This window comes from Sphingobium quisquiliarum P25, assembly GCF_000445065.1.
GTDB classification, from domain to species: domain Bacteria; phylum Pseudomonadota; class Alphaproteobacteria; order Sphingomonadales; family Sphingomonadaceae; genus Sphingobium; species Sphingobium quisquiliarum.
In genome coordinates, this window is record NZ_ATHO01000144.1 from 60340 (window position 1) to 75921 (window position 15582).

Annotated in this window: 16 protein-coding genes; 9 read left to right on the forward strand and 7 right to left on the reverse strand. The window is 64.8% G+C overall.

Features of this window, described 5'->3' with window-relative positions; genetic code table 11:
- Nucleotide 1: 1 nt before the first annotated feature.
- From otsB to purC, 4 genes are all read left to right on the forward strand, one after another.
- Nucleotides 2-766, forward strand: a complete 765-nt coding sequence (otsB, locus tag L288_RS37555; protein WP_021239291.1) for a trehalose-phosphatase — start codon at nt 2-4, stop codon at nt 764-766.
- A gap of 106 nt (nt 767-872) precedes the next feature.
- The gene (locus L288_RS37560) at nt 873-2642 is read left to right on the forward strand and encodes a glycoside hydrolase family 15 protein (protein WP_269077987.1); all 1770 of its coding nucleotides are present in this window, start codon (nt 873-875) and stop codon (nt 2640-2642) included.
- Entirely contained in the window at nt 2639-4048 is a 1410-nt protein-coding gene (gene otsA, locus L288_RS37565; protein ID WP_021239293.1) for an alpha,alpha-trehalose-phosphate synthase (UDP-forming), read from the forward strand. The genes L288_RS37560 and otsA overlap by 4 nt, the downstream gene beginning before the upstream one ends.
- Nucleotides 4049-4207: 159 nt before the next feature.
- Complete coding sequence (purC, locus tag L288_RS37570) at nt 4208-4990, forward strand: phosphoribosylaminoimidazolesuccinocarboxamide synthase (RefSeq protein ID WP_021239294.1); 783 nt, start codon at nt 4208-4210, stop codon at nt 4988-4990.
- A 69-nt stretch (nt 4991-5059) separates the two neighbouring features.
- On the opposite strand, the gene L288_RS37575 is transcribed toward purC, so the two are convergent.
- Together L288_RS37575 and L288_RS43660 are read right to left on the reverse strand one after the other, a co-directional pair.
- Nucleotides 5060-5812 carry a sulfite exporter TauE/SafE family protein gene (locus tag L288_RS37575; RefSeq protein WP_021239295.1) on the reverse strand — a complete coding sequence of 251 codons (753 nt, stop codon included), beginning with the start codon at nt 5810-5812 and terminating at the stop codon, nt 5060-5062.
- A 65-nt stretch (nt 5813-5877) separates the two neighbouring features.
- Entirely contained in the window at nt 5878-6027 is a 150-nt protein-coding gene (locus L288_RS43660) for a hypothetical protein (protein WP_021239296.1), read from the reverse strand.
- Between the two features lie 128 nt (nt 6028-6155).
- Here L288_RS43660 and purS point away from each other — a divergent pair, with 128 nt between their 5' ends.
- Complete coding sequence (gene purS, locus L288_RS37585) at nt 6156-6389, forward strand: phosphoribosylformylglycinamidine synthase subunit PurS (RefSeq protein ID WP_021239297.1); 234 nt, start codon at nt 6156-6158, stop codon at nt 6387-6389.
- Between the two features lie 3 nt (nt 6390-6392).
- Nucleotides 6393-7067, forward strand: a complete 675-nt coding sequence (gene purQ / locus L288_RS37590; RefSeq protein WP_021239298.1) for a phosphoribosylformylglycinamidine synthase subunit PurQ — start codon at nt 6393-6395, stop codon at nt 7065-7067.
- Between the two features lie 150 nt (nt 7068-7217).
- On the opposite strand, the gene L288_RS37595 is transcribed toward purQ, so the two are convergent.
- The 4 genes from L288_RS37595 to wecB form a co-directional block, all read right to left on the reverse strand.
- Complete coding sequence (locus tag L288_RS37595; protein WP_021239299.1) at nt 7218-9320, reverse strand: GumC family protein; 2103 nt, start codon at nt 9318-9320, stop codon at nt 7218-7220.
- Complete coding sequence (locus L288_RS37600; RefSeq protein ID WP_152522099.1) at nt 9320-10009, reverse strand: polysaccharide biosynthesis/export family protein; 690 nt, start codon at nt 10007-10009, stop codon at nt 9320-9322. The genes L288_RS37595 and L288_RS37600 overlap by 1 nt, the downstream gene beginning before the upstream one ends.
- 144 nt (nt 10010-10153) lie before the next feature.
- Nucleotides 10154-11449 (reverse strand): UDP-N-acetyl-D-mannosamine dehydrogenase, encoded by a 1296-nt coding sequence (gene wecC / locus L288_RS37605; protein WP_021239301.1) that lies wholly within the window; start codon nt 11447-11449, stop codon nt 10154-10156.
- A gap of 108 nt (nt 11450-11557) precedes the next feature.
- Nucleotides 11558-12703 (reverse strand): non-hydrolyzing UDP-N-acetylglucosamine 2-epimerase, encoded by a 1146-nt coding sequence (wecB, locus tag L288_RS37610; RefSeq protein WP_021239302.1) that lies wholly within the window; start codon nt 12701-12703, stop codon nt 11558-11560.
- 152 nt (nt 12704-12855) lie between these two features.
- On the opposite strand from wecB, the gene L288_RS37615 reads away from it, so the two are divergent.
- Together L288_RS37615 and L288_RS44150 are read left to right on the forward strand one after the other, a co-directional pair.
- A complete protein-coding gene (locus L288_RS37615) occupies nt 12856-14178 on the forward strand; it encodes a UDP-glucose dehydrogenase family protein (protein ID WP_021239303.1) in 1323 nt (440 codons plus the stop codon).
- The gene (locus tag L288_RS44150) at nt 14175-14303 is read left to right on the forward strand and encodes a hypothetical protein (protein WP_021239304.1); all 129 of its coding nucleotides are present in this window, start codon (nt 14175-14177) and stop codon (nt 14301-14303) included. Before L288_RS37615 ends, L288_RS44150 begins: the two co-directional genes overlap by 4 nt.
- A 52-nt stretch (nt 14304-14355) precedes the next feature.
- On the opposite strand, the gene L288_RS37620 is transcribed toward L288_RS44150, so the two are convergent.
- Complete coding sequence (locus L288_RS37620) at nt 14356-15204, reverse strand: ABC transporter permease (RefSeq protein WP_031304696.1); 849 nt, start codon at nt 15202-15204, stop codon at nt 14356-14358.
- Nucleotides 15205-15307: 103 nt separating this feature from the next.
- On the opposite strand from L288_RS37620, the gene L288_RS37625 reads away from it, so the two are divergent.
- The coding region (locus L288_RS37625) for a GcrA family cell cycle regulator (RefSeq protein WP_021239306.1) at nt 15308-15582 on the forward strand (275 nt) is incomplete at its 3' end.

The window sequence follows — 15582 nt, forward strand, 5'->3', positions numbered from 1 at the left end:
CGTGTCCGATTCCCCCCCTCCCTCCCGCATCGTCCTGCCCCAGCCGCCAGTTTCGCTGCTGGACGGCGCCGCCCTGTTCCTCGACTTTGACGGCACGCTCGCGCCCATCGCCGACACGCCCGACGGCGTGGCCGTGGACGAGGAACTGATCGGCCTGCTCGGTGAATTGCGCGACAGGTTGGAAGGACGCCTGGCGATCGTCAGCGGACGGTCGATCGCCACCTTGCGCGATCTGGGCTTTGCCGGGTTCCTGCTGGCCGGAACGCACGGCCTTGAAATGGCGCAGCCGGGCGAACGGGTCGAAGCGCCCCCTCGCCGCCCGGCGGTGGACGATGCCGAAGCCGCCTTCCACGCCTTTGCGGAAGGGAAGCCCGGCATATTGGTGGAACGCAAATCGATCAGCGTGGGCCTCCACTTCCGCGGCGCTCCCCAATGGGGCGCCAAGGCGGGCGAGCTGGCCAGCGATCTGGCGGAAAAGCTGGACCTTTCCGTTCAACCGGGCAAGATGCTTTTCGAACTGCGGCCCGGAGGCGCTGACAAGGGCAGCGCAGTGCACGCCCTGATGGCGCGGGAGCCCATGGCGGGCGGGCGGCCGGTCTTCATCGGCGACGATGTCACGGACGAGGAAGGCTTTGCCGCCGCCGCCGAATTGGGCGGCGCAGGCATTCTGGTCGGCCCGCCACGGGAAACGCTCGCCGCATTCTCATTGGAACAGGTTGCCGCTGTCAGGCATTATCTCGCCAGGGGGATCGCCAGGCCGCGCTGAGCAACGGCTGGCGCCTTCCCGTTGGAAACCACCAGGGGGCAGACCGATAGTCAGGAACAGTCAAACAGATTTCGCCGGGAACGAACGCACCCTCGACCTTTGGCCCATCGGCAATTGCCAGGCATCCGCGCTGATCGACCGCGCGGGCAGGATGATATGGGCCTGCGTGCCCCGCGTGGACGGGGATCCCGTTTTTTCCGCCCTTCTCGATGACAAGGCCTGGGAAGGCCCCGATGCGCGCGGCTTCTGGGCGATCGAGCTGGAAAACTGCGTCCGCATCGAGCAGCATTATATCCGCAACACGCCCATATTGGTCACGCGGCAGACCGACGATCATGGCAACGCGATCGAGCTTTACGATTTCTGCCCCCGCTACCGTCATCTGGGCCGCATGTACCGCCCCGTCGCCTTCGCCCGGATCGTCCGCCCTGTGGCGGGCAGCCCCCGCGTCCGCGTGCGGCTGCGCCCCACCACTTCCTGGCATTCGGAAAATGTGCCGATCAGCTATGGTTCCAACCATATCCGGCTGGTGCTGTCCTACATGGCGATGCGCGTTTCGACCAATGCGCCCATCGGCCTTATCAGCCAGGAAAGCTGGTTCCGGCTGGAACATGACATGCATTTCTTCATGGGGCCGGACGAAAGCTTCTCCGACGCCCTGCGCCCCGCCGTGGAAAGGATGCTGGACGACACCATCCACGAATGGCAGGTCTGGGTGCGCGGCCTCGCCATCCCCCCCGAATGGCAGGAAGCCGTCATCCGCTCCGCCATCACGCTCAAGCTCTGCCAGCATGAGGAAACCGGCGCGATCGTCGCGGCGCTGACGACCAGCATCCCCGAACATGCCGATTCAGGGCGCAACTGGGATTATCGCTACTGCTGGATTCGCGACGCTTATTATACGGTGGAGGCACTGAACCGCCTGGGCGCGCTCGACGTGTTGGAAAGCTACCTCGTCTATCTGCGCAATATCGTGGATGGGGCGAAGGGCGGCCATATCCAGCCGCTCTATGATGTGCGCGGCAACGCCACGCTGGAGGAACGGGAGGCGGAAAATCTGCCCGGCTATCGCGGCATGGGGCCCGTGCGCGTCGGCAATGCCGCCTATTCGCAGATCCAGCATGACGCCTATGGCCAGATCGTCCTGTCATCCGTCCAGGGGTTTATCGACCAGCGCCTGCTGCGCATGGCAGGCATGTCTGACTTCGAATCGCTGGAAGCCGTGGGCGAGCGGGCATGGTCCGTCTATGACCAGCCGGACGCCGGCCTGTGGGAGCTGCGCACCCGCGCCCATGTGCACAGCTACAGCGCCGTCATGTGCTGGGCCGCGTGCGACCGTCTGGCCCATGCCGCGGGCGCTCTTGGCCTGCCGGATCGGGAAGTGCATTGGCGCGAGCGTGCGGAGATCATGAAGGCCCGCATCCTGCAATCGGCCTGGCGCAGCAGCAGCAACGCCATTTCCGCGAATTTCGAGGATGACGCCCGCGACGCGTCGCTGCTCCAGCTCCTCGACCTGCGCTTCCTCACGGCCGACAATCCGATGTTCGTCGGCACGCTCAAGGCGCTGGAAAAGGACCTGCGCCGGGGCAACAACATGCTGCGCTACAGCGCGCCCGACGATTTCGGCGAGCCGGTCACCGCCTTCAACGTCTGCACCTTCTGGCTGATCGAGGCGCTGCATCGCACCGGCCGCACGGAGGAGGCGCGGCTGCTGTTCGAAGAAATGCTGTCCCGCCGCACCGCCGCCGGGCTGCTGTCAGAAGATATCGATCCCGTGACCGGGGAATTATGGGGCAATTATCCCCAAACCTACTCATTGGTCGGCATCATCAACTGCGCCGTTCTGCTGAGCAAACCGTGGAGCGTGATGCGATGAGCCGGCTGATAGTCATATCCAACCGGGTGAGCAGGCCCAACAAGTCGGGCAATCAGGGCGGCCTTGCCGTGGCGCTTGCCCAGGCCCTGCGCGAAAGCCGGGGCATCTGGGTCGGCTGGTCGGGCGAGGTCACGGAAAATTTCACCGGCCATATCGGCTTTTCCGAGGATGAAGGGGTAAAGACCGCCACCATCGACCTGGAAGAACAGGATGTAGACGAATATTATAACGGCTACGCCAACAAGACGCTGTGGCCCCTCTTCCATTTCCGCATCGACCTTGCCGAATATGCCCGCGATTTCGAAGGCGGCTACAACCGCGTCAACCAGCGTTTCGCCGACACCACCAGCCCCCTGATCGAGCCCGAAGACATCATCTGGGTGCAGGATTATCACATGATCCCGCTTGGCCAGATGCTGCGGGACAAGGGGCACAAGAACCGGATGGGCTTCTTCCTCCACATCCCCTGGCCGCCCACGCGCCTGCTCGTGTCCCTGCCCCATCATACCAAGCTGGTGCAGACATTGTTCGCCTATGACGTCATCGGCTTTCACACCGAAGAATGGCTGGAATCCTTCCGCCATTATGTGGAGCGGGAGATGAACGGAACGGTCAACGGCGATTTCGTGACGCTGGGCGACCGCACGATCCAGGCGATCGCCTGCCCCATCGGCATCAACGCGCAGGAATATGCCAGCGCCGCGGTCAGCGAGCCTGCGCGGCGGATGTTCGAAAAGGTGCGCCGTTCCTTGCAGGACCGCTCCATGATCGTGGGCGTCGACCGGCTGGACTACAGCAAGGGGCTGGAGGAAAGGTTCAACGGCTATGCCCGCTTTCTCAAGGATCATCCCGAACAGCATCGCAAGGTGGTGCTGACGCAGATCGCGCCGCCCTCGCGCGGAGAGGTGGAAAGCTATCAGCAGATCCGCGCCACGCTCGACGCGATCGCCGGGCGCATCAACGGCGAATATAGCGATGTCGACTGGACGCCGATCCGCTATGTGAACCAGGGCTATCCCCGCGACAAGCTGTCGGGGATATACCGGGCGGCCCGCATCGGTCTGGTCACGCCTTTGCGCGACGGCATGAACCTGGTGGCCAAGGAATATGTGGCCGCGCAGGACCCGGAAGATCCCGGCGTCCTCATCCTGTCCCGCTTCGCTGGCGCCGCGACGCAGCTCAAGGACGCGCTGCTCATCAACCCTTACAGCCCCGAAGAAATGTCGGACGCCATCACCCGCGCGCTCGCCATGCCGCTCGACGAACGCAAGCGCCGCTGGCGGTCGATGATGAATTGCGTGGAGGAACAGGATATCAGCTGGTGGCGGCGCTGCTTTACCGAAAGGCTGATGGCCGCCCGCAATGGCGACAGCAAAGACGCGGCGCAGGTCGAAACCGCCCATTAGGCGGCCGGTAACGGAACGCGGGCGACATGCCTGTCAGCGCGCTAATTGCGCCTGCGCTTCCTTTGGTCTATGGGCCGACGCCAGCAGCCCCGGCACCCGCTAATCCTCCTCGATTCGCGTTGCCGGGGCACATTCTTTCTTGGGAAGACAGGAACGCGCATGGCCCGTCGCCGCCAGATCTACGAAGGCAAGGCAAAGATCCTTTACGAAGGCCCTGAGCCCGGCACGATCATCCAATATTTCAAGGACGACGCGACCGCCTTCAACGCGCAGAAGAAGGGCACGATTTCCGGCAAGGGCGTGCTCAACAACCGCATTTCGGAACATATCTTCACCCTGCTCGGCCAGATCGGCGTGCCGACGCACTTCATCCGCCGCCTCAACATGCGCGAGCAGCTGGTGCGCCAGGTCGAGATCGTGCCGATCGAGGTCGTGGTCCGCAACGTCGCCGCCGGCTCGCTCAGCAAGAAGCTGGGCATCGAGGAAGGGACCCAGCTGCCCCGCACCCTGATCGAATATTGCTACAAGGACGACGCGCTGGGCGACCCGCTCGTGTCCGAAGAACATATCGCCTGCTTCGGCTGGGCCACGCAGGAAGAGATGCACGACATCGCCGACATGGCGATCCGCATCAACGATTTCATGTGCGGCCTCTTCGCCGCCATCGGCATCCGCCTTGTCGATTTCAAGCTGGAGTTCGGCCGCCTGTGGGACGGCGACTATAGCCGCATCATCCTGGCCGACGAGATCAGCCCCGACGGTTGCCGCCTGTGGGACATGAACACCGGCGAAAAGCTGGACAAGGACCGCTTCCGCCGCGATCTGGGCGGCGAAGTCGAAGCCTATCAGGAAGTCGCCCGCCGCCTCGGCCTGCTGCCCGAAGGCGCGGACACGACCGTCCTCGACCTCGACACCCACCGCAAGAAGCGCGGCAAGGACTGATAGCGCTCCCCAACCCTCCCCATCATCGATGGGGAGGAGGACCGCTCCCGGAACGGGCGGTGAAGGGGATTACCCCATCACCGCGTCCGCCATCAGCTTGATCCCCAACAGCACCATAAGCGCATAGATCAGTCTATAGAAACGCGCCGGGTCCGTCCGCCGCACCAGCGCCACGCCCATCAGCGTCGCGACCAGCGCGACCGGAGCCAGCATCGCCGTCGCCATCAGGTTGGCCCGCGTAAACTGCCCCAGCGCGGCATAGGCGGGCACCTTCATCCAGTTCATCACTGCAAAGGTGATCGCCGTCGTGCCCACCAGCGTGTCGCGCGGCAGCCGCTTGGGCAGCACCCACATCTGGAAAGGCGGCGACCCGGCATGGGCGATCTGGCTGGTAAAGCCGCTCGCCACGCCGAACAGCGCCCCGACCCAATTGGGCGAGCTGGACGGCAGCACGATCGCGCCGCGCCGCTCCGTCCAGAGCCGCTGAATCCCGAACAGCACGGAGATGAACCCCAGCGCGCCCAGCACCATGGTTTCGGGCACCTGCGCGGCGAACAGATAGCCAAGGCCGATGCCTGCGGCCGCTCCGGGAAGCATCACCGCCAGAATATGCCCGTCCCAGTCCCGCCGGAAAGCCCAGACGCTGACCACGTCCTGAAGGATGAGGATGGGCAGCAGGATGGCCGCGCTCCGCACCGGGTCGATGGCTAGCGCCATGATCGGCATGGCCAGCACCCCGGCCCCGGCAAAGCCCCCTTTTGCAAGGCCGGAAATGACGACTGCGACGATGGCGCAACCATAGTAAAAGGCGTCGGCGGACATGCCGCCGCCCTAGACCAGCCCGCCTGCCAGGCGAAGCGATTCCTGCTCGCGCCCCTGCAAAACGTTCAGGCGCTGGCGCGATATCCCACCAGCAGGCCGAAGGCAAAGGTCGCCAGCAGCGCAAGCTGCACCTTACCATGCGGATCGGAATAGCCGACGATCTGCTGTCCGAAGGCGAACAGTCCGACAAACATCGCCAGTGCAAGACCAGCCATAGCGTGAACCCCTTGATCGACGCCGGTCATCATAACGTCACGCTTGCTAAGAAAGGGATAATGCCTTGCCTGTCCCGCCCCACGGGACTAGGGGGTGCGCCATAGCCATCCACGGAGTTTCGCACCTCATGAAAGCCCGCATCTTCGTCACCCTCAAGGGCGGTGTCCTGGACCCGCAGGGCAAGGCGATCCATCACGCCCTGGAAGGCCTTGGCTTTACCGGCGTCAATGATGTGCGCGCGGGCAAGCTCATCGAACTCGACCTTGCGGATGGCACCAGCGATGACGATATCGACGCCATGTGCCGCAAGCTGCTGGCCAATACGGTCATCGAAAATTACCGCATCGAAAAGGTGGCCTGAGCCATGAAAAGCGCCGTCATCGTCTTCCCCGGCAGTAATTGCGACCGCGACCTCGCCGTGGCTTTCGAGGCGGTGAGCGGCACGAAGCCAGCCATGATCTGGCACCGGGACACCGAATTGCCCGACGATCTGGACCTGATTGGCGTTCCAGGCGGATTTTCCTATGGCGATTATCTACGCTCCGGCGCCATGGCCGCGCGCTCGCCGGTCATGCAGGCTGTGGCGAAGGCGGCGGAGCGCGGCACCTATGTGCTGGGCATCTGCAACGGCTTCCAGGTCCTGACCGAAAGCGGCCTGCTGCCCGGCGCGCTGCTGCGCAACGCCAGCGGCCATTTCATCTGCCGCGACGTCGGCCTGACCGTCGACAATGCGCAGAGCGCTTTCACCAGCAAATATGATGCGGGCGAAACAATCTCTTTCCCCGTCGCGCACCATGACGGCAATTATTTCGCGGACGCGGATACGCTCGACCGGCTGGAAGGCGAAGGCCGCGTGGCTCTGCGCTATGCGGAAAATTGCAACGGCTCCGCGCGCGACATCGCGGGTATCCTCAACGAAGCAGGCAATGTGCTGGGCATGATGCCTCACCCGGAACGCGTGATCGAACCCGCGCACGGCAAGACGGACGGCCGCCGCTTGTTCGAAGGGCTGGTAGAAGGACTGCTGGCGCGCGCTTGAGCCACAGGCGAAAGGCGTCTTCCGCTTCGTCATTCGACTACTGACGGCGCACTGTGCGTATCGCAGCCTTGCGCTGGCTTTGGAGTTACCGCCTGACACTCCTGCGCAGGTTGATGTTCAGAGATCAGGAGCCGATCGGCGCAGGTCCGCCTACCCGCCCCGATGATAATCATATTCAAAGGCGCGCCCCTCCTGCTTCGTCAGGATTGCCCCGATGATCGCCCCGCCCGCGCGCCGCAGCCGGTCGGCCGCCACGCGCAGCCCGCCATGATGGTTGCGGCCCCATTCGACGACCAGCACCGTTGCCTGCGCCTTTGCCGCCAGCAGCGAGGTATCGGGCTGGCCCAAGATCGGCGGCGCATCGATCAGCACCGTGTCATAGCGATCCTGCAATCCCGCCAGCAGCACATCCAGGGAGGGAGTGGACAGAAGCTCCGCCGGATTGGGCGGTATCGCGCCGCTGGGGAGCAGCGATACGCCGGGGGCGGACGTGGCAACGATGACATCCTCCGCCTTGGCCTGCCCCGTCATCACCTCGCTGATGCCCCGCTCGACGGCAATGCCGAAAAGGCTATGCTGCCGCGGCCGCCGCATGTCGGCGTCGATCACCAGCACCCGCCGGTCGAGCTTCGCCAAGGCCAGAGCCAGGGCGTGGACGGTGGACGATTTGCCCTCCCCCTCCTGCGCGCTCGTGACCAATATGGATCGCGGCAGCCCTGCGGACGACGCCAGCAGAAGCGAAGACGCGATGGGAACGAACGTCTCCACCGCAGGCCGGTCGGACGCTGGCACCGTCCCCAGCAGCGGCAGGTTGGCGCGCTCCGCCAATGTATCGGCGGAGGTCACGGCGTCATCGAACAGATGCCGCCCCGCCACCAGCAGCAGCCCCAGCGCCAGCCCGCCAAGCGAAGCCAGCAGCATGGTCGTGCCGATATGCGGCGAAGACGGACGCGGCGGCACGGCGGCGCGGTCCAGCGGCTGGATGCGCCCGGCCTGAAACCCGGCTTGCGACGCCATGTCGCGATAGCGTTGCAGCAGACTGTCGTGCAGCAGCCTGTAGGTATCGACCGATCGTTCCAGGATGCTCATCTGCACCCCGCGCCCGCGTTCAGCCAGCGCCTGCCGCTCGACATCGGCGATTTCCGATTCGATCTGCTTCTCGCCGTGGACGGCGACCTCATATTGCTCCCTCAGCGATGCGCGGATCGTGTTGGCCATCGCCTGTGCCTGATCGTCCAGCGCCGCCAGCCGGGCCCGCGCCTCGCGCATTTCGGGGTGAGCATCCTTGCGGAACTGCCGTTCCTGGACCACCTCCGCCCGCGCCTGCGCCCGCTGCGCCATCAGTTGCTGCATCGCGCCGTTGTTCAGAACCTCCGGCAGCGTCTCCACGCTGGAAAGGCGCGCGCTTTCCCAACGCTTCTGCGCCGCGATTCGGTCCGCCGTTGCTTGTGCGCGGAACGCGTTCAGTTGCGCCAGACGCGCGGCGCTGCTCCCTTCGGCCGATCCCGGCCCGCGATCCTGCGCCTCGCCTTGCGTGCCGGTCCGGGCGGCATAGACCGCCAGATCCCGCTCCGCCCGCTCCAGATCGCGGCGCGCGCCATCCAGTTCGCCCAGCAGGAAGCGGCGCGCCTGCACGCCCGATTCAAAGCCGCGCTTCAAATCGGCCCTGATCAGGCTGTCGGCATAGCTGTTGGCGACGCGCGCCGACAGCACCGGGTCGGCGCTGGTGAAGCTGATGCGGATCACGCGGGACTTGCCCGGCAATTCCACCTCCAGATTGTCCCGCAACAGGCGGATCACCGCTTCCGTTTCCACCTGCCGCTGGCTGAGCGAGCCGGAGCCTCGATCCGGCCGCTTGGCCTTCATCGCATCGAACAATGTCCGGTTGCCGACCAGAGCCAGTTCGCGCGCGACCTCTTCGGCCAGAGACCGGCTGCGCAACACCTCAAGCTCGGTCTGCATCAGCGCTTCATTATCCGAAGGCGCTTGCGGCCGCTGCGCGGCGGCCGCCCCTGCGGCTCCGGCGGGCACGTCCTCCACTTCGACCGAAGCGGTCGCCTTGTAATCCGGCGTCGACAGCAGGATGAAGATGACACCGGCCAGAACGCACAGAGCCATCGTGCCGAACAGGATGACGCGGTGACGCCGCACAGCGGTCCATGCGCCCCGCGCCGCCCGAACGGCCCTGGCCGCCCGCCCTTCCTCGACAGCGGGCGCCACGCCCGGATCGATGCGGATGCTGGAGCCCGCCATCAGCGTCCTCCATCCAGCGCGACGAAGCCCGCGCCGATCGCCGGAAGCGCCAGCAGCCCGCCACCCAAAATCGCCTTCGCCCGCGACAGCCCGACCAGCACCATGTCTCCGGGCAGGATTTCAGGATCGGGAGCTTTCCCCTTGCGGATCGCGGACAGGTCGAACATCGCGGCCGCGCGCACGCCGTCGGTCTGGCGCACCACCATCACCTGTTTCAGGCTGGCCAGCCGTGTCGGCCCTTTCGCCAGGGCCACCGCCTGGAGCAGGCCCAGCCGTCCTTCGACAGGGAACAGGCCCGGTTCGCGCACCTCTCCATCCACGGTAATGCGGCGGCCCACGGCCTTTTTCACGAATATGGTGACTTGCGGCGACACCAGATAGCGCTCGCCCAGCTTGCCCGCGATCACATCCGACGCTTCGCTGGCCGACAGCCCGGCCACGGGGACTTCGCCGATCAACGGCATGCGGATCATGCCCGCAGCGGTCACCTGCGCATCCTCCAGCGAAAGGCCGGGTTCATGATAGACCTGCACCCGCAGCACATCGTCCGCCGCGATCCTGTAATCCATTCCCACGGCAGGGGCGGGGGGAATGACTTCATAGGCAGCCTCCCCCTTGGGCGCATCCTCGACTGTCGTGCAAGCACCCAGCGAAATGCTCATCGCCAATCCGGTCAGCAGCCGGGTCATCTTGACGATTGGTTCGTGCATTCCGCTGTAAATCCCCGCAATTTTCCGGCCGCCGCAAGATGGGCGGCCTTCGGGCGAGGGGTTAACGAGGCGGACAGGCCATGGCAACCATGGGCAGGACGGCTTGCGCCCGCACTCGGCTGGTCAGACGGCCATTCGGCCCAGCGAAGCCGGGGCAAGGCGGCGCGGCTGATCCGGCCACACGCCCCGCGTGTCATAGACGGCCTTGTCGGTGCGTTCGTCCACGGGCACGGATTTGAACATGTCATGATCGACAAGAATGACGAAAACGCTGCATTGTTCCAGAGCCGTATCGAGATCGATCAACTCCGCGCCGGTGCCTGCGAACTCCATGGGCAGCGCCTGCGCATAGGGTTCGACCAGCTTCACCCGGCGGCCATAGCGGCGGGCAAGGCGCGCGGCGACCTTGACTGCGGGGCTTTCCCGGAAGTCGTCAATATTGGCCTTGAAGGCCAGACCCAGGCAGGCAATGTCCTCGCCCGGATATTCGTCGATCAGGTCCGACGCGCAGGCGACGACATGATCGGTCTTGCCGTCGTTCACCTCCCGCGCGGTGCGGATCAGGCGGCTGTTTTCGGGATCACCATGAACGATGAACCATGGGTCGACGGCGATGCAATGGCCGCCGACGCCCGGCCCCGGCTGAAGGATGTTGACGCGCGGATGGCGGTTCGCGAGGCGGATGACTTCCCACACGTCGATGTCCATTCGCTCGGCTATGACGGACAGTTCGTTCGCAAAGGCGATATTGACGTCGCGAAAGCTGTTTTCCACCAGCTTCACCATCTCCGCAGCCCGCGCCGTGGTCGTGATGCAGGCGCCGCGCACGAACTGGCGGTAGAAGGCCAGCGCCTTGCGCGCGCATCGCGGCGTGATACCGCCGATGCAGCGGTCATTGTCGATCAACTCGACCAGAATGCGGCCCGGCAAGACCCGCTCCGGGCAATAGGAAATGGCGATATCGCCAGCGCCGCTCTGCCCCGGCATCCTGAGGTCCGGCCGCAGCTGAGCGAACAGATCGCGCATCGCTTCGGTCGTGCCGACCGGAGAGGTGGATTCAAGGATGACCGTGTCACCGGGCTTCAACACGCTGGCGACGGTGCGCGCCGCGTTCAGCACATGGGAGATATCGGGCGCGCGATCCTCCGCAACGGGCGTCGGCACTGCGATGATGAAGACGTCGCTCGGCTCCACCTCCAGACTGGCGCGCAGGTTCCCGCGTGCAACCACGCCCTGCACCAGCCCGTCCAGATCAACTTCCTCGATATGGACGCGGCCGGAATTGACAGTCTCGACCACATGCGCGCTGACGTCGACGCCGACCACCTGACACCCGCCGCGCGCGATCAGCGCTGCGGTCGGCAGGCCAATATAGCCAAGGCCGATGACGGAAACCTTCTGCTGCTTGTCGACGGGCATGCGATGATCCTGAGAAGCCGATGATTTGCATCGCTTTCTGCCGGGAAATGCTGAAGATTTCGGTAACGGCGATGCCGGGGGAGCGCGCCGCGCCTCCGTGCTCCTGCCCTACGCCGCCTCGTCCAGCCCTTCTGCCTGCCCCGCATCCTTGGCGATGACCGCCGCGATCCGCTGCGCGGCCATGCCGTCTCCAAAGGGATTATGCGCGCGCGCCATCGCCGCATAGGCACTTCCATCGTCCAGCAGCGCCAGCACCTCGCGCACGATCCGCTCGCGGTCCGTGCCGACCAGCTTCGCCGTTCCCGCCTCGACCCCCTCTGGACGTTCGGTCGTTTCGCGCATCACCAGCACTGGCTTGCCCAGTGAAGGCGCTTCCTCCTGCACGCCGCCGCTGTCGGTCAACACCAGTTCGCACATATCGAGCAGCCGCACGAAATGCGGATAGTCGAGCGGATCGATCATCGCGACATTGGGCAGGCCGCCCAGAACAGCTTCCATAACCGGGCGGACATTGGGATTGGGATGCACGGGGAAGATCACCGCGACATCGGGCCGCCCCGCGATGTCGGCGATCGACCGTGCGATGGCCTCCATGCCGCCGCCGAAATTCTCCCGCCGGTGGCTCGTGACGGCCACGATCCGCTTGCCCGCGAACCGCGCCGCCAGATCGTCCAGCCCTGCCGCCAGCGATGGCATGGCGTTCAGCCGCTCGCGCGTCGCCAGCAATGCGTCGATCACCGTGTTGCCGGTCACATATATGCTCTTGGCCGCGCGATTTTCCCGCCGCAGCGCGTCAGCCGCCCCTTGGGTAGGCGCAAAGTTCATGTCGGCGATGCAGGCGACGACGCGGCGGTTCACCTCCTCCGGCCAGGGATGATGAATATCGCCGCTGCGCAGCCCCGCTTCCACATGGGCGACGGGAATCTGGCGGTAATAGGCGGCAAGGCTGGCGACCATGGTCGTCAGCGTATCGCCATGCACCACCACGCGGTCGGGCCGCTCAGCGTCGAAGGCCTTGCCAAGCTCCACGATCAGCTTCGCGGTCAAGCCGTCCAGCGTCTGGCCGGCCGTCATCACGTCCAGATCGACGTCCGGCCTGATGCCGGCAATGTCCAGCACCTGGTCCAGCAGTCCGCGATGCTGCGCCGTCACGATGACGCGCGTATCCACCTGATCATGGGTGCGCAGGGCATGGATCACGGGAAACAGCTTTATCGCTTCCGGCCGTGTCCCGAATACCACCGCAACCTTCATCTTCGCCCCCTTGTGCGTGCCATTTGGGCGATTTTCGCAGCTAATCGTAACCATCGTCTGAACAAGGGGTAACTCGGACGCGCGCTTTTGCACGCGCAATGACCTGTGCTAGGGCCCATCGACCTTTCCATTTCAAGGGGCTGCGGAAGTTTATGAAGATCACGATGATCGGCACGGGGTATGTCGGCCTGGTATCGGGCGCCTGCTTCGCCGATTTCGGCCACGACGTCGTCTGCGTCGACAAGGTCGCCGAAAAGATCCAGGCGATCGAATCCGGCCGCATGCCGATCTATGAGCCCGGCCTCGACCAGCTGGTCGCGAACAATGCCGCCGCCGGGCGCCTGACCTTCACCACGGACCTCGCCGCTGGCGTAAAGGGGGCGGATGCGATCTTCATCGCCGTTGGCACCCCCTCCCGCCGGGGTGATGGCCATGCGGACCTGAGCTACGTCTATGCCGCCGCGCGGGAGATTGCGGAATCGCTCGATGGACCGGCGGTGATCGTCACCAAGTCCACCGTTCCTGTCGGCACGGGCGACGAAGTCGAACGCATCGTCAAGGAAGTCCGTCCCGACCTGGACATCCAGGTCGTTTCCAACCCCGAATTCCTGCGCGAAGGCGCGGCGATCAGCGATTTCAAACGGCCGGACCGCGTCGTCGTCGGCACCACCGGCAATGAACGGGCCATCGCCGTGATGGCGCAGATCTACCGGCCGCTGAACCTCAATCAGGCGCCGGTCATGTTCACCGGTCGGCGCACGGCGGAACTGATCAAATATGCCGCCAATGCCTTTCTGGCGACCAAGATCACCTTCATAAACGAAATGGCCGACCTGTGCGAGGCGGTGGGCGCGGAAGTGCAGGACGTGTCGCGCGGCATCGGCCTCGACAACCGGATCGGGTCCAAATTCCTGCATGCGGGGCCGGGCTATGGCGGGTCCTGCTTCCCCAAGGATACGCTGGCGCTCGTCAAGACCGGACAGGATTATGACACGCCGATCCGCATCGTCGAAACGGTCGTGCAGGTGAACGACCTTCGTAAAAGGGCGATGGGGCGCAAGATCGTCAAGGCGCTGGGCGGGGAGGCGCGGGGCAAGAAAGTCGCGCTGCTCGGCCTGACCTTCAAGCCCAATACCGACGATATGCGCGATGCGCCCAGCCTGGCCATCGTGCAGGCGCTGGAGGATGCGGGCGCGAAGATCGTCGCCTATGATCCCGAAGGCATGGAAGTCGCCGCGCCGATGATGCCCAGCGTGAAGATGGCCCGCGACGCTTATGAAGCCGCATCGGGCGCTGACGCGGTGGTGCTGGTCACGGAATGGGATATTTTCCGCGCGCTCGACCTCAAGCGCCTCGCCGCTTCGATGAACACGCCGCTTCTGGTCGACCTGCGCAACATCTACCCGCGCACGGAGGCGGAAGCGGCTGGCTTTTCGCTCATCCGCGTCGGCGGTAAGGGCGTGGAAGCCGCATGAGGCTGCCGCCGGAGGAAGGGCGGGATCACCACCTCGCCCTTCCACGGCTGCATCACTGGCTGATCGCCGCCGCCCTGCTTTTTCTCCTGACGCTGGTCGTGCCGGTGATGGCTGGCCTTACCTGACGGCTTCGGGCAATATGCTCCCCCGAAAGGCTGGAGCCCGGCCCACGCGCCCTCAAGCCTTCAACTTCCACCCGCGCCGCAGCAGCATATAGCACAGCACCGCCAGCGCGATGTTCAGCACCAGCAGCACGATGCTGCCCACGACCACATCGCCGTCGGCCGCCGCGACGAAGCCATAACGAAACCCCGAAATCGCGTAGAAGAAGGGGTTCGCATGGCTGATCGCCCCGAACACGGGCGAAAGCCGGTCGATGGAATAGAAGGTCCCCGACAGCAGCGTCATCGGGCCGATCACGAAATTTGTGATGGCCGCCGCATGGTCGAACTTTTCCGCCCAGATGGACGTCAGCACGCCAATAAAGGCGGTGAGCGACGCCCCCATCAGGCCGAACCAGACGATCGCCCAGGGATGCGCTGGCGTCACATGGACGCCGGGCCACAGCGCCATCGCGCCCCACAAGGCCAATCCGACACAGACTGCGCGCGTCACCGCCGCACCGACCAGCGCCAGCAGCAATTCGCCGTTGGACAGCGGCGGCATCAGATAATCGATCAACGTTCCCTGCATCTTGCCCGCCAGCAGGGAAAAGCTGCTGTTGGCGAAGGCATTGTTCATCATCCCCATGATCATGAGGCCGGGGGCGATGAAATCGGCGAAGGGAACGCCCAGCACCTGCCGGTTCGCGCCGCCCAGCGCGATGGTGAAGATGACCAGAAACATCAGCGTCGTTACGGCGGGCGCCCAGATGGTCTGCAACTGGACCTTCATGAAACGCCGGACTTCCTTGCGGTACAGCGCGCGCATCCCTGCCCAGTTGACGTTGCGGATGACCATTTCGCCCGGCTCGTGAAAGCGTGGCTGCCGGGACGCGTTTGTTACAAATTGGGACTGGTCGTTCATGATCGGATCGACTATCGGCTGGCCTGATATGCCGCAAGGGCGTTGTGTGCGGAATTGTGCGCCCCATATAGGGCGCGAACCGGATATTGTGAGGAGTTATTCATTGTCCTGGACTGACGAGCGCATCGACCAGCTCAAGGCGATGTGGGAAAAGGGCCTGACCGCCAGCCAGATCGCTGACGAACTGGGTGGCGTCAGCCGCAACGCCGTGATCGGCAAGGCCCATCGCCTCGGTCTGCAATCGCGCCCTTCGCCCGTGAAGGCGAACGAAGTGCCCAAGAAGGCCGCGCCCGTGCGCAAGCCTGTTGCCGCCGCACCGGCCGTCGAAGCACCCAAACCCGCGCCCGTTCAGCAGAACGCGGCCGTGCGCACTGCCCC

What these genes read in the sequence shown, in the direction of transcription:
- otsA (WP_021239293.1), top strand. Translation starts at nt 2,639, where the DNA reads ATGAGCCGGCTGATAGTCATATCCAACCGGGTGAGCAGGCCCAACAAG.
- purC (WP_021239294.1), top strand. Translation starts at nt 4,208, where the DNA reads ATGGCCCGTCGCCGCCAGATCTACGAAGGCAAGGCAAAGATCCTTTAC.
- L288_RS37575 (WP_021239295.1), bottom strand. Translation starts at nt 5,812, where the DNA reads ATGTCCGCCGACGCCTTTTACTATGGTTGCGCCATCGTCGCAGTCGTC.
- L288_RS43660 (WP_021239296.1), bottom strand. Translation starts at nt 6,027, where the DNA reads ATGGCTGGTCTTGCACTGGCGATGTTTGTCGGACTGTTCGCCTTCGGA.
- purS (WP_021239297.1), top strand. Translation starts at nt 6,156, where the DNA reads ATGAAAGCCCGCATCTTCGTCACCCTCAAGGGCGGTGTCCTGGACCCG.
- purQ (WP_021239298.1), top strand. Translation starts at nt 6,393, where the DNA reads ATGAAAAGCGCCGTCATCGTCTTCCCCGGCAGTAATTGCGACCGCGAC.
- L288_RS37595 (WP_021239299.1), bottom strand. Translation starts at nt 9,320, where the DNA reads ATGGCGGGCTCCAGCATCCGCATCGATCCGGGCGTGGCGCCCGCTGTC.
- L288_RS37600 (WP_152522099.1), bottom strand. Translation starts at nt 10,009, where the DNA reads ATGACCCGGCTGCTGACCGGATTGGCGATGAGCATTTCGCTGGGTGCT.
- wecC (WP_021239301.1), bottom strand. Translation starts at nt 11,449, where the DNA reads ATGCCCGTCGACAAGCAGCAGAAGGTTTCCGTCATCGGCCTTGGCTAT.
- wecB (WP_021239302.1), bottom strand. Translation starts at nt 12,703, where the DNA reads ATGAAGGTTGCGGTGGTATTCGGGACACGGCCGGAAGCGATAAAGCTG.
- L288_RS37615 (WP_021239303.1), top strand. Translation starts at nt 12,856, where the DNA reads ATGAAGATCACGATGATCGGCACGGGGTATGTCGGCCTGGTATCGGGC.
- L288_RS44150 (WP_021239304.1), top strand. Translation starts at nt 14,175, where the DNA reads ATGAGGCTGCCGCCGGAGGAAGGGCGGGATCACCACCTCGCCCTTCCA.
- L288_RS37620 (WP_031304696.1), bottom strand. Translation starts at nt 15,204, where the DNA reads ATGAACGACCAGTCCCAATTTGTAACAAACGCGTCCCGGCAGCCACGC.